The sequence below is a fragment of the Halobacillus sp. Nhm2S1 genome, from assembly GCF_019599545.1.
Taxonomy (GTDB): Bacteria; Bacillota; Bacilli; order Bacillales; family Halobacillaceae; genus Halobacillus.
Genome location: NZ_JAIEZV010000002.1, coordinates 789,438 through 811,391, shown reverse-complemented (window position 1 = coordinate 811,391; position 21,954 = coordinate 789,438). Strand labels below are relative to the sequence as shown.

At 44.4% G+C, this 21,954-nt stretch carries 18 protein-coding genes; 12 read left to right on the top strand and 6 right to left on the bottom strand.

Annotation, left to right across the window (positions count from 1 at the left end):
- The first annotated feature begins 15 nt into the window (after positions 1 to 15).
- The 7 genes from argJ to K2225_RS10270 all read left to right on the top strand — a co-directional run bounded on the left by argJ (position 16) and on the right by K2225_RS10270 (position 8,968).
- Complete coding sequence (gene argJ / locus K2225_RS10300; RefSeq protein WP_255574385.1) at positions 16 to 1,242, top strand: bifunctional ornithine acetyltransferase/N-acetylglutamate synthase; 1,227 nt, start codon at positions 16 to 18, stop codon at positions 1,240 to 1,242.
- A complete protein-coding gene (gene argB / locus K2225_RS10295) occupies positions 1,205 to 2,014 on the top strand; it encodes an acetylglutamate kinase (RefSeq protein WP_220584653.1) in 810 nt (269 codons plus the stop codon). The genes argJ and argB overlap by 38 nt, the downstream gene beginning before the upstream one ends.
- On the top strand, positions 2,011 to 3,171 hold the full coding sequence (locus K2225_RS10290) for an acetylornithine transaminase (protein ID WP_220584652.1): 1,161 nt from the start codon (positions 2,011 to 2,013) through the stop codon (positions 3,169 to 3,171). The genes argB and K2225_RS10290 overlap by 4 nt, the downstream gene beginning before the upstream one ends.
- 111 nt (positions 3,172 to 3,282) lie before the next feature.
- Complete coding sequence (locus K2225_RS10285; RefSeq protein ID WP_220584651.1) at positions 3,283 to 4,347, top strand: carbamoyl phosphate synthase small subunit; 1,065 nt, start codon at positions 3,283 to 3,285, stop codon at positions 4,345 to 4,347.
- The gene (locus K2225_RS10280) at positions 4,337 to 7,339 is read left to right on the top strand and encodes a carbamoyl-phosphate synthase (glutamine-hydrolyzing) large subunit (RefSeq protein ID WP_220584650.1); all 3,003 of its coding nucleotides are present in this window, start codon (positions 4,337 to 4,339) and stop codon (positions 7,337 to 7,339) included. Before K2225_RS10285 ends, K2225_RS10280 begins: the two co-directional genes overlap by 11 nt.
- Positions 7,339 to 8,295, top strand: a complete 957-nt coding sequence (gene argF / locus K2225_RS10275; protein ID WP_220584649.1) for an ornithine carbamoyltransferase — start codon at positions 7,339 to 7,341, stop codon at positions 8,293 to 8,295. The genes K2225_RS10280 and argF overlap by 1 nt, the downstream gene beginning before the upstream one ends.
- A gap of 187 nt (positions 8,296 to 8,482) precedes the next feature.
- The gene (locus K2225_RS10270) at positions 8,483 to 8,968 is read left to right on the top strand and encodes a GyrI-like domain-containing protein (protein WP_146814938.1); all 486 of its coding nucleotides are present in this window, start codon (positions 8,483 to 8,485) and stop codon (positions 8,966 to 8,968) included.
- 132 nt (positions 8,969 to 9,100) lie between these two features.
- Here K2225_RS10270 and K2225_RS10265 read toward each other — a convergent pair whose 3' ends face one another.
- From K2225_RS10265 to K2225_RS10245, 5 genes are all read right to left on the bottom strand, one after another.
- Positions 9,101 to 9,271 carry a hypothetical protein gene (locus K2225_RS10265; RefSeq protein WP_220584648.1) on the bottom strand — a complete coding sequence of 57 codons (171 nt, stop codon included), beginning with the start codon at positions 9,269 to 9,271 and terminating at the stop codon, positions 9,101 to 9,103.
- Between the two features lie 100 nt (positions 9,272 to 9,371).
- On the bottom strand, positions 9,372 to 10,739 hold the full coding sequence (locus tag K2225_RS10260; RefSeq protein WP_220584647.1) for a PTS ascorbate transporter subunit IIC: 1,368 nt from the start codon (positions 10,737 to 10,739) through the stop codon (positions 9,372 to 9,374).
- Positions 10,740 to 10,778: 39 nt separating this feature from the next.
- Positions 10,779 to 11,048 carry a PTS sugar transporter subunit IIB gene (locus K2225_RS10255; RefSeq protein WP_220584646.1) on the bottom strand — a complete coding sequence of 90 codons (270 nt, stop codon included), beginning with the start codon at positions 11,046 to 11,048 and terminating at the stop codon, positions 10,779 to 10,781.
- A gap of 22 nt (positions 11,049 to 11,070) precedes the next feature.
- Positions 11,071 to 13,182, bottom strand: coding sequence for a BglG family transcription antiterminator (locus K2225_RS10250; protein WP_220584645.1), 2,112 nt, complete (start codon positions 13,180 to 13,182; stop codon positions 11,071 to 11,073).
- Positions 13,183 to 13,459: 277 nt separating this feature from the next.
- Positions 13,460 to 14,875, bottom strand: coding sequence for a Na+/H+ antiporter NhaC family protein (locus tag K2225_RS10245; protein WP_220584644.1), 1,416 nt, complete (start codon positions 14,873 to 14,875; stop codon positions 13,460 to 13,462).
- A gap of 131 nt (positions 14,876 to 15,006) precedes the next feature.
- On the opposite strand from K2225_RS10245, the gene K2225_RS10240 reads away from it, so the two are divergent.
- The 3 genes from K2225_RS10240 to K2225_RS10230 all read left to right on the top strand — a co-directional run bounded on the left by K2225_RS10240 (position 15,007) and on the right by K2225_RS10230 (position 17,707).
- Entirely contained in the window at positions 15,007 to 15,447 is a 441-nt protein-coding gene (locus K2225_RS10240; protein WP_220584643.1) for an SRPBCC family protein, read from the top strand.
- A 329-nt stretch (positions 15,448 to 15,776) separates the two neighbouring features.
- Positions 15,777 to 16,922, top strand: coding sequence for a DEAD/DEAH box helicase (locus K2225_RS10235; protein ID WP_220584642.1), 1,146 nt, complete (start codon positions 15,777 to 15,779; stop codon positions 16,920 to 16,922).
- Between the two features lie 80 nt (positions 16,923 to 17,002).
- Positions 17,003 to 17,707: a CAP domain-containing protein gene (locus K2225_RS10230; RefSeq protein ID WP_220584641.1), complete on the top strand. Its 705-nt coding sequence runs from the start codon at positions 17,003 to 17,005 to the stop codon at positions 17,705 to 17,707.
- 221 nt (positions 17,708 to 17,928) lie between these two features.
- Here the strand turns inward: K2225_RS10230 and K2225_RS10225 are convergent, their stop codons facing one another.
- Positions 17,929 to 18,537, bottom strand: a complete 609-nt coding sequence (locus K2225_RS10225; RefSeq protein WP_220584640.1) for a hypothetical protein — start codon at positions 18,535 to 18,537, stop codon at positions 17,929 to 17,931.
- Between the two features lie 274 nt (positions 18,538 to 18,811).
- On the opposite strand from K2225_RS10225, the gene K2225_RS10220 reads away from it, so the two are divergent.
- Together K2225_RS10220 and K2225_RS10215 are read left to right on the top strand one after the other, a co-directional pair.
- On the top strand, positions 18,812 to 20,089 hold the full coding sequence (locus tag K2225_RS10220; RefSeq protein ID WP_220584639.1) for a sensor domain-containing diguanylate cyclase: 1,278 nt from the start codon (positions 18,812 to 18,814) through the stop codon (positions 20,087 to 20,089).
- A gap of 14 nt (positions 20,090 to 20,103) precedes the next feature.
- A complete protein-coding gene (locus K2225_RS10215) occupies positions 20,104 to 21,495 on the top strand; it encodes an amidase (protein ID WP_220584638.1) in 1,392 nt (463 codons plus the stop codon).
- The last annotated feature ends 459 nt before the right edge of the window (positions 21,496 to 21,954 follow it).

The window sequence follows — 21,954 nt, the reverse complement described above, 5'->3', positions numbered from 1 at the left end:
AGAGGGAGAGATGGTTTGATACAAGCGAAGAACACCCAAACAATTGAAAAAGTAGCGGATGGATCCATTCTTACGCCGAAAGGGTACAAGGCAGGAGGGGTTCATAGCGGATTAAGATACAGAAAAAAGGACTTCGCTCTTCTTATGAGTGATCGACCGGCTTCTGCAGCGGCTGTGTACACTCAAAGCCATTTCCAGGCCCCGCCTCTCAAAGTGACGCAGGAAAGCATTGCGGAACAAGGGAAAATTCAAAGTGTTGTAATCAATAGTGCAGTTGCTAATGCATGTACAGGGGAACAAGGCCTGGCCAATGCTTATGAGATGCGCCGCATGATTGCAAAAAGGTTTGAGATTCCAGATGAATATGTAGCCGTAGCCTCAACGGGTGTGATCGGACAGCAGCTACCGATGGAAAAGATCGCCCATGGGTGTGAGAATGTGGATCCTTCTGAAACAGGGTATAAAGATTTTCAGCAAGCGATTCTTACGACAGACACTTGTCAAAAACATGCGTGTTATCAGGTGCAGGTGGGAGGAAAGACCGTATCCATCGGTGGAGCAGCCAAAGGCTCGGGGATGATTCACCCAAATATGGCGACAATGCTTGGTTTTATCACGACAGATGCAACCATTGAATCCAGTGATTTAAAACGCGCCCTAAGTTCTTCTATCGATAAATCCTTCAACCAGATAACGGTTGATGGAGAGACTTCAACGAATGATATGGTGCTGACGCTTGCCAATGGGGAAATAGATCATGAACCATTGACAGAAGAACACCCGGATTGGGGAGCTTTTCAGACCGCTCTTCAGCTCGTTTGTGAAGATCTTGCCAAACAAATCGCCAAAGATGGAGAAGGGGCCACAAAGCTGATTGAAGTAGTGGTTACCGGTGCTCGTACAAACGAAGAAGCGAGAGTTATAGGTAAGAAAGTGGTTGGTTCAAGCTTGGTGAAGACAGCTGTCTACGGGTTGGATGCCAACTGGGGAAGGATTGTCGGCGCGATCGGCCATAGTGACGCTGAAGTGGATCCGAATCAGTGTGATATTTACATTGAAGATCAACTGGTATTCAGTAACGGAACCCCTTGCCCATTTTCTGAAGAACAAGCAACCGAAGACTTGGACAATGAAGAAGTGAAAATTACCATCCGTCTTAGTGAAGGAGACGGGGAAGGCACGGCGTGGGGGTGTGACTTGACTTATGACTACGTCAAAATCAATGCCAGTTACAGAACCTAAGCCTGTTATTGTCATAAAGCTCGGAGGAAGTATGCTCGATCAACTCACCGATGATTTTTATAACAGCTTTCAGGACCTGCAGAAACATTATCAAGTGATCATTGTTCATGGCGGAGGTCCTGCGATCACAAGATTGCTGGATCAACTGAATATCGAAGGTGAATTTTTTGACGGGTTACGAAAAACGACTCCGGAGACGCTAGAGGTTGTAGAAATGGTTCTTGGGGGTTCTGTGAATGGAAAGATCACAGGCCATCTGATGAAAAAGGGAATGAAAGCTGTCGGAGTCAAAGGATCTGAAGCCTCATTGCTGCAAGCCGATTACTTGGATAAGGAAAATCTGGGACTTGTAGGAGAGGTTAGAGAGGTGGACCCAGTGCTACTCCAAAAGCTTCTTGATGAAGGCTACCTTCCAGTGGTTGCCCCTTTTGGGAGAACGGATGATCATCAGACGGTAAATATTAACGCCGATGTGGCTGCAGGAGCTATTGCTACAGCTGTCGGTGCTGAAAAACTCCTTTATGTGACGGATGTCCCAGGCATACTCGTCGAAGATGAAATACTTGCGCTCACAACCCCCGAAGAAATTGAAGGAATGATCGATCAAGGAACCATCTATGGTGGAATGATTCCGAAAGTTCATTCAGCAACGGAAGCCTTATCCGACCATTTAGAAGAAGTTAAGATAGTGAGTGGTAAAAAGCCTTTGATGGAAGGCGACATGTTGAATGGCACATCCATCCGAGCGAAAAGAAAGGAGCCCGTTGAGTGAGTTTATTTCCTACGTATAATCGTTTTCCATTAACCATTGTATCTGGTCAGGGAACAACGGTGACCGATGATCAAGGTAAAGACTATTTAGATTTCGTATCCGGAATAGCTGTCTGTAATCTCGGGCATCGACCTCCAGAAGTTCAGGAAGCGTTACAAGAACAGTTGAACAAGGTTTGGCACGTATCAAACCTGTACCAAATCCCCGTCCAGGAAGAAGCGGCGAATTTATTGAGTGAAGCGTCTGGACTCGATTACGTCTTTTTCTGTAATAGTGGGGCAGAAGCGAATGAAGCGGCCATCAAGCTCGCCCGTAAACATACAGGGAGAGAGAAAATTATTACATTCAAGCAATCGTTCCACGGACGGACCTTTGCTACAATGAGTGCAACCGGGCAGGAAAAGATTCATGAAGGCTTCGGTTCTCTACTTCCGACTTTTGAATACTTCCCTTATAACGATGTACAAAGAATAGAGGAAGTGCATGACGGCCATGTGGCTGCGATCATGGTCGAAGTCATCCAGGGAGAGGGTGGAGTCGTACCGGGGACCAGGGAGTTCCTGAAAACGGTCGAAGATAAATGCCGGGAATTAGGCGCCCTTTTAATCATTGATGAAGTACAAACTGGAATCGGCCGTACAGGAAAAGCCTTTGCTTATCAACACCATGGACTGGATCCTGACATCGTGACAGCTGCCAAAGGATTGGGGAGTGGGTTCCCTGTCGGGGCTATGATAGGGAAAGCTGAATTAAAAGATTCCTTCACCGCAGGATCTCATGGTTCTACGTTCGGTGGAAATCCGTTAGCGTCAGCGGCGGTGAAAGCGACGCTTGAGAAAATCTTTGTTAATGATTTCCTGGACTCTGTTAAAGAGAAAGGGACGGTGTTCAAAGGTAAGCTTGAAGATTCATTGGCGCGCTTTAATAGTGTGAAAGAAGTACGCGGTGAAGGATTGATGTTGGGTATTTCCATATCCGGTGAAGCGATCCAAATCGTTCACTCATTAAGAGAAAAAGGACTCTTGGCTGTAGTAGCCGGCCCGAACGTTTTGAGGCTGCTTCCTCCATTGACTGTGGAATATGAGGAGATGGACCAAGCTGTTGCTTTAATTACCGAAGCGATTCAACAGTATGAAGACAGTCTTCAAAAAGCATAAAAAATGTATAGACGGTGATGTTCACATTCGTGTTCAACACCGTCTTTCTCAAAAGTTAAATGTATAAAAATACGTAATATATAATAAATATTCATTTTATGGGGTGATGGAATGAAAGGATACTTATGTTTACAAGACGGAACATCATTTGAAGGGGAGGTTTCACAGCACTTTGATCGAAGCGTCCAAGGGGAGGTCGTCTTCTTCACCGGCATGACGGGTTACCAGGAAGTTCTCACCGATCCTTCTTATAAGGGGCAGATTGTCGTATTTACGTATCCATTGATAGGAAATTATGGGATCAACGATGAGGATGGAGAAAGCAAAGAGATTCAAGTAAGTGGTGTGGTCATGTACCAATGTGCGGAAACTCCTTCACATTTTCAGGCAAGGAAGTCCTTAGGATCTTATCTGGACGAACAAAACATTCCATACATGACAGAAGTAGATACGAGAGAAGTGACCAAGGCCATTCGCGCAGAAGGAACCCAGCAAGCCGCCCTTTCTTTCGAGACAGATTATCTATTCAAGCCGACAAAGACTCATCAGATTCAGCAGGTATGTGGTGAAACGATTGATACTTATGGAGAAGCAGGGGTGCATGTGGCACTCATCGACTTCGGTTGGAAGAAATCGATTTTGAATGCTCTTCTTGAAAGAGGTGTCCGTGTCTCGGTCCTTCCTTTCTCCAAAATCGAAATGCTGGATACGCTCCAACCAGACGCTATTGTATTATCGAATGGACCAGGGGATCCAAAGGATACTGTCGACTTTTTACCGTTTTTGAAAAAGGCTTTGGAGAAGTTTCCGGCTTTTGGAATCTGTATGGGGCATCAGGTCATCGCTCTTGCTTTTGGAGGGGATACGACGAAGCTGACATTCGGTCACCGCGGCGCGAACCATCCAGTCAAAGACGTGGTATCAGGAAAAGTGTTTCTATCTTCGCAGAATCATAACTATGTGGTCAAAGAAGGAAGCCTGAATGGGACGCCGCTCGTAACAAGGTTTTATAACGTTAATGACGGTTCCATTGAAGGACTGATGCATGAGAAGAAGCTGATTATGTCCGCACAATTCCATCCTGAAGCCCATCCCGGGCCGAAAGATGCGGAATGGTTGTTTGATCACTTTCTTACACTTGTAAAGAACAAAGGAGTGAAGGCACATGTCTCGTAAAATATTAGTCATTGGGTCAGGTCCAATCATGATCGGGCAGGCAGCAGAATTTGATTACTCAGGGACGCAAGGGTGTCTCGCGTTGAAAGAAGAAGGGTGTGAGGTTATCCTCGTCAACAACAATCCGGCAACCATCATGACAGACCATGACGTGGCAGATGTCGTGTATTGTGAACCCTTGACGGTTGAAAGCTTAACGAAAATCATTGATCTGGAAAAACCGGATGCGCTCCTTGCTGGACTCGGGGGACAGACAGCGCTCAACCTAGCCGTTGAATTGGAAAGAGAAGGCGTTTTGCAGGCCTATGATCTCGAGTTGTTAGGGACCAGTGTCCATTCGATTCAAAAAGGGGAGGACAGAGAGTTGTTCCGCGGATTGATGCATGAATTGTCCCAACCGGTTCCCGAGAGTGAAGTCATTACGACAATTGAGCAGGCGGAAGCTTTTGCTGGAAAAGTCGGTTATCCGATCATCAGTCGACCTGCATATACGCTTGGAGGACGTGGGGGTGGAATCGTTCACAGACCGGAAGAACTGGAAGAGTTGATTGCGACGGGGCTCAAAGCGAGTCCAATCCACCAGGTCATTGTTGAGAAGAGTATCGCAGGTTTCAAGGAAGTTGAGTATGAGATCATGCGGGACCACAATGGGACGTGTATTTCCGTTTGTAATATGGAAAACTTCGACCCGGTGGGTGTTCATACGGGAGACTCTATTGTTGTCGCTCCCTCCCAGACATTGTCGGATAACGATTACCAAATGCTCCGTACAGCAGCGTTCAAGATTGTTTCTGAACTCGATGTAATTGGAGGATGTAATGTTCAATTCGCGCTTGATACAGAAAGTCGTCAATACTATGTCATTGAGATTAATCCGCGCGTTAGTCGTTCATCAGCACTGGCTTCGAAAGCCACAGGTTATCCGATTGCTAAAATGGCGACAAAAGTGGCTCTTGGCTATACGCTTGACCAGCTTGAAAATCCGCTTACGGGCTATACGTACGCAAGTTTTGAGCCAGCGCTTGATTATGTCGTCGTTAAATTCCCACGCTGGCCGTTCGATAAGTTTTCAGAAGCAGACCGAAAACTCGGAACGAAGATGCGTGCGACAGGGGAAGTCATGGCCATCGACCGGACATTGGAAGGGGCTTTTCAAAAAGCTGTCCAATCCCTGGATACGAACATCCCCAACATTCAGAACCCATGGGATCACCTGGAGAAACCAACAGACTTGCGCTACTTCGCTATTCTCCACCTTTTAAGAGAAGGAGAAAGTCTGGAGATGATTCACGAGAAAACGAAGATTGATCGCTTCTTTTTACAGGTGCTGCAAAACCTTGTCGGTTTAGAAAAGAGCCTGCAGCAGGAGACATTGGATGAAGGACTTCTTAGAAAAGTGAAAGTTTGTGGGTTTTCAGATAAGGAGATTTCTCGCCTTGTTGGTATATCTGAAAAAGAAGTGCAAAAAAAGAGAGAAGCTTTCGGGATTATTCGTCAATTCAAGCTCGTCGATACATGTGCAGCGGAATTTGAAGCAGCTACCAACTATGTGTACAGCACATTTGCAGGTGTGAATGAAATTTCACCACTTCCTGGGAAGAAAAAAGCGTTGATTCTCGGATCCGGACCGATTCGAATCGGCCAGGGAGTTGAATTTGATTATAGTGCGGTGAAAGCCATTCAAAGTCTGCAAAAACAAGGGTGGACGACCGTTATGGTGAACAACAATCCGGAAACCGTTAGTACGGATTATGAAACAGCGGATCGCCTTTACTTTGAACCGATTCAAAAAGAAATCATAACATCCATCGTTGATCACGAAGACATTGACCTTGTATTCACATCGTTTGGCGGACAGACAGCCATCAATTTAGCAGCCGATCTAGAAGCGGAAGGGGTGCCGCTTGCTGGAGTTGAGACAGACGTTTTAGATGCGCTCGAGGACAGAGATAAATTCTATGCGGCATTAAATGTTTTGAACATCCCATATGTTTCAGGAACCACTTGTCATACAAAAAATGAAGCGCTAAAAGCGGCAGAACATTACTCTTTTCCGATTCTTTGCCGCCCGTCTTATGTCATCGGCGGTCAGGGAATGGTCATAGTCAAGGATATGAGCGAATTGAAACAGTCGCTTCAAGAAGCGGATGAACGACACTACCCCGTTGTGCTGGACACCTTTATGCAAGGAAAAGAAGTAGAGGTGGACCTCGTGGCGGACGGTGAAAATATCTATCTTCCTGAGATCATTGAACATTTAGAACCGGGAGGAGTGCATTCGGGAGACAGTATGGCCCTTTTTCCATCAACGCTTGGTGATGATGTCAAAAAGACCATCGAATCCTACAGCCATAAAATCGTATGCCATTTTAATTACAAAGGAATCATGAACATCCAATTTTTACTGAGTGGAGAAAACGTGTATGTGCTGGAAGTGAACCCGAGAGCGAGTCGGACGGTACCGATTGTGAGCAAGGTGGCAGACGTTCCCCTTGTTGATTTAGCCGTCCGTGTATTGGCATCCGGTAAGGTCGATTTGATGTCCATTCCAACACCTGTCTTTGAGCAAACAGCCGTGAAATATCCTGTGTTCTCTTCCTATGCTTTGACGGAAGTGGATCATAAGCTTGGTCCGAATATGAAATCAACAGGTGAGGGGATGTGCCTTGGAAAGACCACAGATGAAGCTCTGCGAAAAGTGTTCTCCCACTTACCGAATGCGCTAGAAGTAAGAGATTCCTGCTTTGTCGAAGGGGATTCTACTTTGTCACTCAAGGACTTTGACGAGTGGCTAAAGCTAGAGGAAGCTGCTATTTATGTTAATGATGGATCAAGTTCGCAGGATAGCGAACGAAGAATACAGGCTGTGAAAAATGGAATAACCGTTTTTAGTGAGAAAGCAACGTTCGATGCTTATATCCAATCGTTGACTTGTAAGGATTTCTTCCCCGCCCCTCTGCCGGGTAATAAACGAGAAGGAGTGCGATCGTAATGAATTTAATGGAACAAATGTACACAACGGATGGCTCAATGCATGGGAAAGACGTTCTGACTTGGCTTGATTACAATCAAGCCGAGGTATCCCAATTGTTAGCGCAGGCCCAACATTTAAAGGAAAACCCGTATTCCCAATCATTGAAAGGGAAAAACCTGGCGATGATTTTTGAAAAATCTTCGACAAGAACGCGTGTTTCGTTTGAAGTCGGCATGGTTCAGATGGGCGGTCATGCCCTTTATTTAAACACAAGGGACATTCAGGTCGGCCGCGGTGAAACCATTGCGGATACGGCACGTGTGCTCTCTGGATACGTTGATGCCATCATGTTCAGAACGACCTCCCACGGAAGGTTGAAAGAGCTAGCTGAACACGCCTCTGTACCTGTCATTAACGGCTTATGTGATATCTATCACCCGTGTCAGGCTTTAGCTGATATCTTCACCATTTTAGAACTGAAAGGTCGCTTGTGTGGAGTGAAGGTTGTTTACATCGGTGACGGGAACAATGTCGCTCATTCACTGATGATTTTAGCGGCTATGATGGGGATGGAAATGGTCGTCTCAGCCCCTGATGGATATCAGCCTGATCCTTTGATTACCGAGAAATCACAAGCATTGGCGAAGCGGTATGGCGGATCCGTTGTACTAGAGAAGAATCCAGAAAAGGCTGTGAAACAAGCGGACGTCATTTACACGGATGTGTGGACAAGTATGGGGCAGGAAGAGGAGAGTGAAAAACGCTTGTTGGATTTCAAAGACTACCAAGTGAATGAAGCATTGGTGAACAAAGCTAAATCGAATGTCTCCTTTTTGCATTGTCTTCCTGCCCATCGAGGGGAAGAAGTAACAGCAAGCGTCATTGACGGGAGTCATTCGGCGGTCTTTCAGCAGGCTGAAAATCGGATGCATGTCCAAAAGGCCATTTTACAAGCGGTCGTCGGTTGGAAGTGAATTTATGAGCATAATTCAGACGGAACCAACAATAGGATATAGGAATAGGACCTCATAAATAAAATCATGTAAAAAGAAGGTCGAAAGGCTACGAATTTCATCGAACACACAAATTTTACAAGGAAATCTAGGATCGATGTGGAAGTAGTTAGGGAGAATATTCAAAACCAAAAGGAGTGGCCATGCAATGAGTAAGCAATTGACAACCGCTGTGGAACCCCAGGTTGTTCGTAGGTCCAATATCAAGGTCGTGGGTGTCTCTTGTCAAACCATGATGGATGAACGGGAATATAAAATTCCGCGATTGATGGAGCAGTTCCATACGACCAATTTGCCGAAAGTAAGAAACAGGGTCAACGCCCCGCGTTCCATCGGAATGTTCGTCGATCCGCCAAATTGGAATGAGATGACCGATGCCTTTTATTGGATTGCTGCTGTAGAGGTCGATAGCTTCGAGAAAATTCCGCCAAACATGATTACAAAGACCATCCCTGCTCATACGTATGCCATGCTTGAATATGACCCTTCGGTTCATGACTTTAATCCTTACGCTTATCTGCATAAGTGGATCGAGGATGAAGGCTATCAACAGGTGGAAGGATTCGGATTCGAGGAATACAAACCTTATACTGGTGCTGAAACAAGTTACCGCTTATTCCTTCCAATTAAATAGTAAAAAGGAAAGCAAGGGTGCACTTCAGAGTGTATCCTTGCTTTTAAGTGACTTCAAATATGAGTTGGTGCCAGGCACCGGCGAATCGGCTGCATGTACTGGACGTTCTGTTCATAACTTTACAATCATCCATTACTCTTGATTACGCTGATTTCCCAATCGATTCAGTTGGTTGGAAATAAGAATTAAAAGAGCGATTACAGGTATGGCAAAAGCCCCTGTTCCTACTAAAGGGAATAGACCCCAACCTAACATTGAACTGAGAAACACTGTAGACCAAAGGTAAATAGGATAGTCTTTCATTGTGGAACCCTCCCCAAACGTTTCATAATTTTTCGCATGGAAGAAGGTGCGGATTAAATAAAAAGCACTCCCTGACAATAAAGGGAGTGCTTCCTTCTATTTATGCGACATCTGCATTACTGTTTTCTTCGGTTGTTTTTGATTTGCGGCCGAATAAAAAAGGGATGGCCAGAAGAAGAATGATCACTGCAAAAATGGCCATGTTGGAATCAATGAGATTAATCATATTTCCTAAAATGACTCCGATTACACTAAAGTCAGCATCTCCGAAAGTTGTTCCTTGGAAGCCTAAAGATCCCAGTACCGGTAATAATAGAGCCGGAAGGAAGCTGATCATGACACCGTTGGCCATTGAGCCGATCACCGCTCCTCTTCGACCGCCAGTAGCATTACCGAATACTCCGGCAGCGGCACCAGTGAAGAAGTGTGGAACCAACCCTGGAACGATAACTTTCAAACCTAGTAAAGGTAAGAATAACATGCTTACAAGGCCCGCAATGAAGCTGGATAGAAATCCGATGATGACAGCATTCCCTGCGAAAGGGAAGATGGCTGGAGCATCAAGCGCGGGTTTAGCGTTAGGGACGACTTTATCCGCAATACCTTTGAACGCAGGAACGATTTCACCAAGAAGCATACGCACTCCGGCTAAAATAATATAGACCCCGGCTGCGAATGTCAGTCCTTGCATGAATGCGAAGACTAGAAAGTTCTGTCCGGCGCTCAGTTCACCTTCAACAAAAGCGGGACCTGCTGCACCTGCAACAACGAAAAACAGAATGATCATTGTTAAAGATACAGAAACTGATGTGTCTCTTAGAAAACCTAGTGACTTTGGCACTTTGATTTCTTCTGTTGATTTTGATCCTTTTCCGACGCGCTTTCCTACAAAAGAAGCAACAAGATAGCCGATCGACCCGAAGTGCCCGATGGCAAAATCATCAGAACCCGTAACTTTTCGTGTGAAAGGCTGAAGCATGGCAGGGAAAAGAACCATCAATGCTCCAAGGATCATAGACCCAAGGATAATCAGGGTGATGCCTGAAAAACCACCAGTGGATAAAATGACAGAAATCAGGCAGGCCATGAACATCGTATGGTGGCCGGTCAGAAAGATATATTTAAAAGGGCTGACTCTTGCAAGAATAATATTGACGACCATTCCGAATAACATGATCATCGCAGTTTCTGTCCCGAAGCTTTCCTGGGCAAGGGCAACAATCGCTTCATTGTTCGGGATGACTCCATCTACAGCAAAGGCTTCATTGAACATACTGCTGAATTGTCCCAGGGACTGTACGAGAACATTCGCACCAGCCCCCAGGATGACGAAGCCCATGACCGTCTTAAGCGTTCCGGAGACAACATCCCCTGTATTTTTGCGCTGCACCAGGAGTCCAATCAGGGCAAATAAACCGACAAGGATCGCAGGTGTACCTAAGATGTCTTTCATTATTAAATCAATCATGGGAGACGCTCCTTTGTAGTTTAATAGGGTTATGGGACTTTATAAATTCTGCGCTTCCAATGCTTCACGAAGCTCGTTCTTATCCATAAGGTTCCTTAGTTTCACGACATTTTTTTGTCCGTCTTCCAGACTTTCTACGATATCTTCAGAACCTAAATAGACATCTGCTTGTTCCGTTTTGGCTGTTGTTAAATCGGTGTGAGATACTTCTGCTTCTTTCCCCATTTCGTTCAGTGCTGCTTTAATATTCATCTCCACAATCATGCTGCTTCCTAAACCGTTTCCACATACAACTAATACTTTTTTCATTACAAATTCCTCCTCTATGAGTTTAAACTTCTACTGTTTGGTTGATAAGATCTATGACCTGATCTGAGTGATCAGCCTCTATTAAACGCTCTACCTGGCTGTCATCAGACAGCAGTTCTGTAAGCTGCGCTAATGCTTTTAAATGGGTTTGATTATCAATGGCTGCCAGTACGATGACAAGCTGTGCCCTGTGCTTATCTTTGTCAGAAAAATAAACCGGGTCTTTTAGTCTTAACAAACTCATCCCCAGTTGTTCAACGCCCGCTTCCGGACGTGCGTGGGGAATAGCAATTCCTGGCGCAATGACAATATAAGGACCTAGTTCATTCACGTTATCGATCATCGCCTGGACGTATTCCGGACGGATGTGCTGTTGATCGAGCAATGGCTTGGAGGCCACTTGAATCGCTTCTTCCCAATTGGAGATCTGGTCTCTGAACTGTATCGTTTGTGCTGTCAATAATTCATTGAGCATGGGCTTTTTCCGCTCCTTTGTCTGCGGGGTATTTTTTTCTATAAGGTAAGACAATTCTTTTTTTAGTTCGTCCTTTCGATGAACCGTCGCATGGCGTTCAATGACATCCATCAAGTCGTCCGCCGGATCGTTCTCTGTCGAACTCGAACCGAAAAGTTCATTCATTCGCTGAATGACTCGTTCTTTCTCAACATTGGTTAAAATCGCGGGAACATGGACCACAGGAATGTCTTTCGTTTTTATGAACTTTGTTGAAAAAATAACATCCGCCTGATGAGTGTTTCTTTGGTACTCTCTCATGGATAAGGTATCCGTGATGTTCAAGCCGGCAATTAAATTTTCAAGTTGAGTTCGTAACATATTGGATGTGCCGATACCGTTTTCGCAAACGATGATGGCTGTATGCTTTGTCTCCACCTGTTTCTTTTCTTTTGTGAGCCACCCTCCGAAGTGTAAAGTGATATAGGCAGCTTCCTCATCTGGAATCACCTTCCCGACATAAATCTCTAAGTGCTTCACCACCCGTTTTGTCAGGTGGAAGATATCAGGATAGGTCTCTTGGATGGTGTCTGCTAAATCGTTGGCGATTTTCACGCCGTATTTCAATCGGTAATAGGTGGGCTTGATGTGAGAAATCAGGTTTTCTGCCAGTCCTTCCTTATCATCGAACACCACGCAGGAATACAGTTGGAAATCGTGGATCATCTGATAAATGACTTCTTTCAACCCTGATAATTCCTGTTCGGAATATCGGCTGAAGTCATCATGTTGAACTTTAGAACCTAATAGATTCATAGTAATGAAACAAACTTCATCCTCAGGAAAATCGATTTCCCACCATCCTTCAAGGGCGTTTGTAATGAGTAAAGCCCCCTGGTGAGCTTTGGTCTGTTTAAGAACTTGCTTTTCTGCTGTTTGGACGGTGATATACTTCTCATCATCGATTCGTTTTTTTATCATCAATAATTGGAAGCAAAGGATTTCTACCATTTCATCTGTAAGTGTCAATCCTAATTCCTTTTCGGCTTCGAAAAGGATTCTTTTTACTTTGCGCCTATGTTCTGTTTCTTTAGACCAGGTGTCGGATTCCGGCTGAATCATCTGATGAACTTTATTTCTCACGTTTTGCCAGTCGGGTTGTGAGAATATGGTAGCGAGAATATTGGAAAGCACCGTTCTCTTTATATCCTCGGGGCCATTCAGCCGATAACCGATATTTCTTTGGTAATAAAGCTCGAGGCCTACATCTTTAAAGTCCTGTCTGATGGTTTTAATCATTTTGGCGATGGTCCCCCGGCTCATGCTGGTCAGATCCATAAAATGCTGCATCGTTGCTTCGTGTTCTTCCAGTAAGATTTTTGCTTTGATGAGAATCTCACGTTCCTGCCTGGATAGTTGGTACTGCCAGTCATCAAAGCTCTCCTCCTGATTTTCCTTCAGATGGGCTTTTGATGAATGAGGTAGAAACAATCCCTTTCCATGCTTGCTTTGAATCGGATCCAGGTTTTGGGCAAGCAGCCAACTATTGATTTGATCGATATCATAGTAAATGGTCCGCTGGGACACTTTCATTTTATCGACTAGATCCTTTGTGGGAATGGGATTGGTTGTTTGCTGAATCATAGATAATAAGTGCGCGCGTCTTTTATCCAATACCATGGGGATCCCCCTTGTTCGAACTTATTGGTGCATTTTTGCAAAAATATAAATTATGGTTTGTTTTGATGATCATCTTGTGAGTTTAGTATAACCGCTATCCTTGGGTTATGTAAGGGGTTTCAGTGTGTGGTTTTTGTAGTTGTTAATTTTGCAAAATTGAACAGAAAGAAAATGAGGGTATAGATGGGGGCTTTTCAAGATTGTGCGAGTGACGGAAGGGAAGGGTCCTTGAATTGAAAAAAGCCCTTTGGCGGAAGGACTTTTTTTTCGAATTCTATTATAAAAAGAAAGATAAACCAAAATAGAGGACAGAAGCGAACCCGGCCGCAATGAGAGCCGGTTTCAGCTTGAATTTTGCATACTTAATCGGATTCAAATTCAAAATTCCAGCTGTCGTATTCGTATCATCACTTAAAGGAGATGCGAAAGCCCCGAATGTTCCACTGGCAAAAACAGCTCCGATGACAATGGGCAGTGAACTTCCGGCTACAGTGGCGATCGATATTCCAACCGGCATGAGAATCCCCCATGTGCCCCAGGAAGAGCCGATGAAATAAGAAAGCCCGCAACCGACTACAAATAGGATAACGGCTACAAAACCTGCGGGAATCCAATCGAAAGACTTAGAAATGGTATCTGCAAATTTTAATGCTTCGGATCCGCTGCTCAATCCCCATACCATGGCAAGGAGAACGATGACGCTCATCATTTCGTTTCCTCCATCAACAAGGGTATTCATCATTTTCCTAAGCTTCTCGTTACGAAATTTCAAATACACGACAAATCCAATTAAGGTAAGGACAACAGCTAGCACCATAGCATCAAGAACATTGGCATTGATCAGAGCATCAAACCCTGATTTTCCATCTCTGATCCCCACCATATACATAAGAAAGAACGTCAGGGCGATGACACTGATCAACGGAACAATTAAATGCCATGGTTGAGCAGGGAGGTTTTTCGTAACCGCCGGATGGCAGTCTTCCCACTGATCATCATCTTCCTTTTTTTCCTGATCCATGTTTTCTGCATCGGTTGCAGGCTTCTTGTTTTTATGGAAAAAACTCATGTAGAAACCTACAGCCAGCATGGAAAAGGCGAAGAAATTAAACGGAATGCTGCTGATATATAAGGAATAAGCGTCTCCTTCCGTGTTCGCCTGCTGCAAAGACAGCTCAATAACCGAAGTCATGTATCCAACAAATGCCGTGGCAATTGGAATTAAAACAACGAGGGGAGAGGCTGTCGTTTCAATGACAAAACCAAGCTCCTGTTTTGTCATTGGGATGTTCCTTCTCAAAGCTTTCATCACAGGTCCGATGGTAACGATCCGAAAGCTTGGGGCACTGAAAGTCCCTAATGAAGATAACCAGGTGAGGATGAATGCGCCCTTTTTATGATCAATCCGTTCGGTTGCTTCTTTGACGAATCCTTTGATGCCTCCGGACATTTTCACAAGTCCAATGAGAGCGGAGAAGGCATATAGAAAAAGGATGATCTTCAAGTTGGCTTCATCTCTCAATCCTTCAATGATAAACCCTAAGGCGGTCATCATTCCGCCCAGCCAGTGCGGGTCGATAATGTAACCAGCCACGACAACAGCGAATAATAGACTGGGGATAACTTGTTTGGTCCATATAGCTGCAATAATGACCACGATGAAAGGAACGACGGAGATCCAACCCATATACATATACCTCGCTTTTCTTGAGTGCTTCCTTTAGCTTGTGTGTGTTTTGCCAGGATATTCTTGTCACGTAAAAAAGGAGTCGGAGTGTGGAAAGCGAATATAGGGGATAGAGCTTTTTACAGAGGAGGATGTTTATGGCTTTTATGAATCAGTCCATCATCATCAAAAAGCCGGTAGAAGAAGTTTTTGAGATGGCTACGGATTTCAGTAACAGTCCTGAAATTATGGATACAGTCATTGATGTACAACTCTTGAGTGAAGGTCCTGTCAAAGAAGGATACAGGTTCCAGGAAACTCGTGAAATCAGAGGCAGAAAAGCACGATCAATCATTGAGGTCACCGACTTTGATCCCAATCGTAAATACTCTGTCCGCAGTCATCAGCATGGATTGGATTTACGGTATCATTATGATTTCGTTCAAACTTCAGAAGGAACAAGGGTAGACTTCCAAGGGGAGCTTTACACGGAGGGCTTACGAAACAAATTGATGAAACCGCTCATCAAGCAGATTATCAAAAAAGAAGATCAAGACCATCTTCAGCATTTGAAGAAGTTTATCGAATCTTCTTCTTAATGGTGGTATAATAAGAATAAGCTATGGATCATGTATGAAAGGCCTCTCCATTATCCAATATGGAAAGAGGTCTATTTTTTATATACAAAACTCCCTCTTCAACTAAATGGCAGGATTGTAGAAGACTCGATCACAAGAAGTTTCGGGGTTCGTTGCTTTGTTGAGCGTCAGGGGTGGCTGGAAAGCGAGCTATTCCCCGCAGCCCCCACCCACTCAACCAAAGTCTCGAAACTGAGTCTTCCACAATCGGGAGCTTTAATTGAAGGGCGGGGTGGGTAATAGAAGGGTATAGTAGGAATTTAAAGATATATGGAAAGGAAAGATTATAGATGACAGAGATCAATCAATCGTGGTTTGAGGAATTATCCCCATCTACGAAAGAGGCTTGGCAGGTTTCAGGATATGAGAGCTTGACGAAAGTTCAGGAACAGGCCATTCCTTTCATTTTACAAGGAACAGATGTGGTAGCTGAAGCTCCGACCGGCAGTGGGAAAACTCTGGCTTATTTACTCCCGCTCATTGAAAAAGTAGATCCTGAGCAGAAGCATACACAAGTATTAATCATGGCTTCTTCTCATGAATTAGTTATGCAGATTCATCAGGAAGTCCAGACTTGGACAAAGGGAAGCGGCATCACCAGCATGACGATGATTGGTGGAGCGAATATCAAGAGACAGATGGACAAGCTGAAGAAAAAGCCGCACATCGTGGTTGGCACACCAGGTCGAGTGTATGAATTGATACAAAAGAAAAAATTGAAGGCACATGAAATCAAAGCCGTCATTATGGACGAAGCAGATCAACTACTTGTTCCGGAACACATCCATACCGTTGAAGATGTGTTGAAAAGTACGATGCGTGATACGCAGACGTTGTTGTTTTCCGCGACATTGCCTGATGAGGTCATTGAAATAGCTCAAACTTTCATGGATGAAGAAGCAGAAGTGATTCGGGTTACAGAAGAACTAAAAAAACCGGATGTGACTCATACCTATATTGTTTGTGAAGACAGAGAAAAAATCGAGACATTAAGAAAACTGGCGCGTATGGAAGCATTCAAGGGTCTTGCGTTCATGCAGGATATTGCTAAGTTGAACGTCATGGCCGAGAAACTTACGTACAAACACCTGGATATTGGCTTGTTGCACAGTGATGCCAAAAAAGAACAACGTGCGAAGGCGATTAAGGAATTCCGAAAAGGGGAATATCCATTACTACTTGCAACAGATGTGGCTGCCAGAGGACTGGATATTATAGAGATCAACCATATCATTAACCTTGATGTTCCTAAAGATATAACATCCTATATCCACCGTGCAGGCCGGACCGGGAGAATTGGTTCTCAAGAAGGAACGGTGGTTTCCCTGGTGAACCCTGTAGAAGAGAAACGTTTGAAGAAGTTTGCGCGTGATTTGGAGCTGCCCCTCCACAAAGCAGAGATTTATAAAGGGAAATTAAGGTTCTCCCAACGTTAAATATTGCCGTTTGCCTTCAGAGCGATGCCATGGAATACTGGAAGAGAGTACTTCTAGCGTGAAGTAAGGAGAGAATCCATATGATTAAAAAGTTTTTTCTCTTTCTTGTGGCCTTGTTTGTGATCATCGTCATTGCGACACCAGTATCTGCCCAGGACTTTTGGAAAGAAGGCCCGCGGGCTTCCTATGAAAGGGTATCGCAACATGTGCAGGGCTTAGTAGAGAATACAGATATAAAAAATGAGTTTCAAAATTTTGCAGTAGATGTCCAGTCGTTCTTTAAGTTCCTTGAAGATGTGGAATGGAAATACCCCGACGTACCTCCTGAAGAGCAAGCCGCTTCAGATTCCCCGACTGAACGGGTATCAGAGGATTCACTCTCTGGATATGAATTGAAAGAATTCGAACAAGAGGTTGTTGCGCTGGTCAATAAAGAGCGGGAAGAGCGGGGACTCGAGCCATTACAAACGCATAATCGTTTGAGCGCATTAGCCAATGTGAAGTCACAGGATATGGCGGACAAACGTTATTTCAGCCATACCTCACCGACCTATGGCTCGCCATTTGATATGATGGACGAGTTCGATTTCCGTTACCAGGCAGCGGGGGAAAACATTGCCGCCGGTCAACGGACCCCTGAGGAAGTTGTAGAAGGATGGATGAACAGTGACGGCCATAGGGCTAACATCTTACATGAAGACTTCACACATATTGGTGTAGGATACATGGAAGGTGCAGGGCCTTATAAGAGATACTGGACACAATTATTTATGACCCCTCGTTAATGAATGAAAAAAGCCGGATTCCTAATTAAAGGAATCCGGCTTTTTCTATCCTTTTCCTGCATGTCAGAGAAGGCTGTGCAACCCTGTGCTTCCTCAGGTGAAAGCACAGGGGGCAGACTATTCACCAGGATGGCTCTCCGTTTCCCTCGTATCTAACATTGAACAAACGGAAACAGCCTAAACATCTCGCGTTTTTATGTAAAAAGGAAAGCGTTGGGAGATTAGTTTTTGGAGACGGATTTGAAATATCCTTTTACGTTTACAGGATCAGTATTTTTCTCTGCATCGGCCCACTCCATGATTAAGGCGAACAGCTGGATAATCATGATTATCACACCTGTGTAAAAAAAGGCCTCAGATTCATACACGCCATTGAAGTAGGAAGAAGCTTCATGATAGAGCACAAATAATAGGGATGTCAGCATGATATAAAGAAAGCGTCTCATGTAGTTTGGGAGTTTGATGAAAGAGCACTGCAGCAATAAAGGTGCCCAGTAAAAGAAAGACCCGAACCATAAAAGGAAGAGGTGAACATACGGACTAAACGGAAGATGAAAAGCCAAATCGAAGCTTGCGAGTGCCCCCACTACGAAGAGGAATGAACTTAAAATCGGGCGGCGGCTTACTTTTATGACCCAGCGGAGACTGAAACGGAACCAAAGTTGTTTGTCATTCGCATAAAGGATTAAAGCAGGGGCTAATCCGAAGCAAATGATACTCCTGACATATTGAATAGGGGGTGGCGATAAAAGGTGATGAATCGCCGAAGCAGTGAGAATGAATAGGGAGTATAGAAGGAGTGTAAGAACAAAATTTTTAGAGATCTTCATTTGGCTCATCTCCTGAAAGCTTTCGGTTTATTTACCCTCCCCGAATTCAGATAAACCTATGTAGGAAATGATTGTCATTATTGAAATGAAATAAAACACAGGATGTTGGATTTGATGGTCTATTAGAGTATGTAAGGCGGATGATTAAGAAAAATGTAAAAAGTCTGTTTATAAATGGAAGGAAATAATGAACTAGTGTTATAATTTTTTAAGTTAATACATTATTTTCTAGTTCTTTTCACCTTATTTTTTAACAGGAAAGAAGTGCTTATATATGAATGCCATCCATTCCTTAATCAACCAACCATCACTATTAAAAAACATATCTCATCATTTGAGTGATGCGCTAGCCATCATTCAAAAAGTAAAAGGGAAGATGATTTTCACCTATATCAATGCCACGATGCAACGGGTGTATGGAGACTTGGAAGGATATGCTTTAGGTGACCTTTATTGTGAGGCGAAACGGCAACATATTGAGGAGACGATGAAAAGATCGGAGAACTTTAGCGGCCATTTAGCGGAGAGCTCTGACCTTTCCCCTAATCCGTTTCAAATTTCTTATTCTATTCAATCAGTAGAAGTGGGAGAGACTTATCTGCTATACATAAAAATGGAATCTGCCCGGATGATGAAGCTGATTGAAGAGAAAGAACGTCAACGTATAGAAAGCGAAAGTCGTTATGAATCGGTCGTCGAAACTTCTCCGGACTCGATTTTTCTTCATGACGAAGAAGATCGCATCATTTATGTGAATCAGGCAGGAATGGATTTACTGGGAGCGGAGAAAGCTGTAGAGTTACTTGGTCAGGATATAAAAAAATTCCTTTATAATGAGCCGTGTGAAGATGTACGCAAACGTCTGAATACGTTATTGTCAGGTGGATATGTGAAAGGTCCCATCGAACGCCAGATTCAAAGAATGGATGGGTCGATCATTGATGTTGAGTTGAATGGAGGTCTTGTTGAATATCACCAAATTAAGGCCGTGCAGACGATTTGCCGCAATATTTCGGAAAGAAGAAAACAGCAGCATCAACTAAAAGAGATGGCTTACCATGACCAGTTAACAAATATTCCGAACAGGCGGTACTTTTTTGAAAAGCTGGAGGATGAGCTGAAGAGGGTAAAGCATCAAGACTCGATTTTTGCCTTATTGTTCTTTGATCTGGATAATTTCAAACAAATCAACGATCGTTATGGACATCAAATCGGTGATGAATTACTTGTCATTTTCACAAAACGTCTTAGTCAGGGATTAAGGAAAACGGATACGCTCTCTCGTCTGGGTGGCGATGAATTTGTTATTCTTTTATCAGACTTAGCGGACACCGTCCACCCTCGTAAAGTGGCGGATCGAATGCTGGATCGTGTGCTCCAACCCATTCACCTGCAAGGGTGTGAGATTGAAATCAGTGTGTCGATTGGAGTTTCCATATATCCCGAACATGGGATGGATCAGGGAGAACTTCTTACCAAAGCAGATCGAGCACTATACAAGGCGAAAGAAAATGGGAGAAGTTGTGTGTCGGTTTATACTTATGGTTCATGAAAGGAGAGTCAGCCTTGGAAATCCAAGAGCTTCATCAGTTTGATGCCATTGCATTAAAAGCGAAACTAGAAAGCAGAGAATTGAACATATCGGAAGTCATTCATCACTATAAATCAGTCATGGAACGTAAGAATCCTGAATTAAATGCTGTTGTCCACTACATAAATGAACCTGTCAATGCAGACGGGTATTTTCGGGGCCTTCCTTTTCTGGTCAAAGATTTGAATGCTGTCGAAGGACATCCATTGTCTTACGGCTCTAAGATGATGGAAGGTTTTGAGGCGAGTGGGGATGATGAAATCGTCAAACGCTTCAGAAGGGGAGGACTTACCTTTATTGGGAAAAGCAATACACCTGAATTCGGCTTTACGCCTGCTACGGAATCTGTTCATTTAGGGTTTACGAAAAACCCATGGAACAAGAAATATTCACCTGGAGGTTCAAGCGGAGGAGCAGCTGCTGCTGTTGCGTCCGGTATGGTTCCTTTTGCACATGCCAGCGACGGAGGAGGATCGATTCGAATCCCCGCTTCCAACTGTGGTTTGTTCGGATTGAAACCGACGAGGGGGAGGACTCCGTTTTCCATGCATTTGAACAGTCTTGCCGTCAGCCATGGGGTAACGAAATCAGTAAGAGACAGCGCTGCACTCCTAGATCTACTAGAAGGACCTCAAAAAGGTGATCTATTTGCAACCCCGGCCAAAGAGGACCCTTATGCCGGAATTTCTCATGAGGATCTGGGCTCATTGAAAATTGCTTATATGGCAGACTTCGGAGAACGGATGCCCATCCAGGAAGATGTGCAAAATGCCATTCGTAATACGGCGGATCTTTGTGAATCGCTCGGCCATGAAGTAGAAGTTGCGTATCCAGATTTTGACCTCCATCGCTTTATGGATGCATTTGTTACTGTATGGGTCGTAGGTGGCGCATTGGCTGTCAAAGGGGCAGCGAAAATGAACGGGCTTAAGCCTAATGAGCAGAATTTGGAGAAAATGCTTTCGACATTGATTAAAAAAGCGGAAGGCTACACCGCAATGGAATACGAGCAAGCGCGTATGTTCCTAGCCACTGAAAGTGTGAAATTCCACTCGTTCTTTGATCAGTATGATGTGCTCTTACATCCCGTCAATTCCAAGTCCGCTTTACCTTTAGGTTGTTACAATGGGGAAGAAAAAACAATCGATGAGATCTTGGCTGTGTCGGCCGACTATGCCCATCTTTCACCTGTAGCAAACGTAACTGGGCAACCGGCGATGAGTGTTCCTCTCTATTGGAATGAAGAGAATGTTCCGATTGGTTCTCACTTCACTGGGAGGTTTGGGGATGAGCGAACGTTGTTGAAGTTAGCTGCCCAGCTTGAAGAAGCAAGGCCCTGGTGGCACAAATATAACGAAATCATCTAAAAAAACCAGAAGTCCCTGCAACGGGATTTCTGGTTCTTTACTTTTGTCCCTTATTTAACAATTTGGCAGGTTTCTTGAAGACTCAGTTTCGAGACTTTTATTGAGTGGATGGGGGCTCCGGGGAAGAGCTCGCTTTCCGCGGGAGCGCGATGAGCCTTCTCAGGCTGACGCCTTGCGGGGTCTCACCTAGCACTCTTTTCCCGCAGGAGTCTCGCCATTCCCCTCCGCCCCTTTGCTATATAAGTGTCTCGAAACTGTTTCTGGAAAAAAACAGCTTGTATGGTTGATGGAAGTGGATGGTATCACCTCTTCCTAATGGGCATTTAGAACGTAAATGCTTGATGCAGAGCGCTTTATGCCTGCTTAGGCGGGACGAGCGGGAGCCCTACTTCTCGGTACGTCGGTTCGTTTCTCACCTACATTGAATGGGGTGGTTGGGAAGCTGCGAGACTCCCGTGG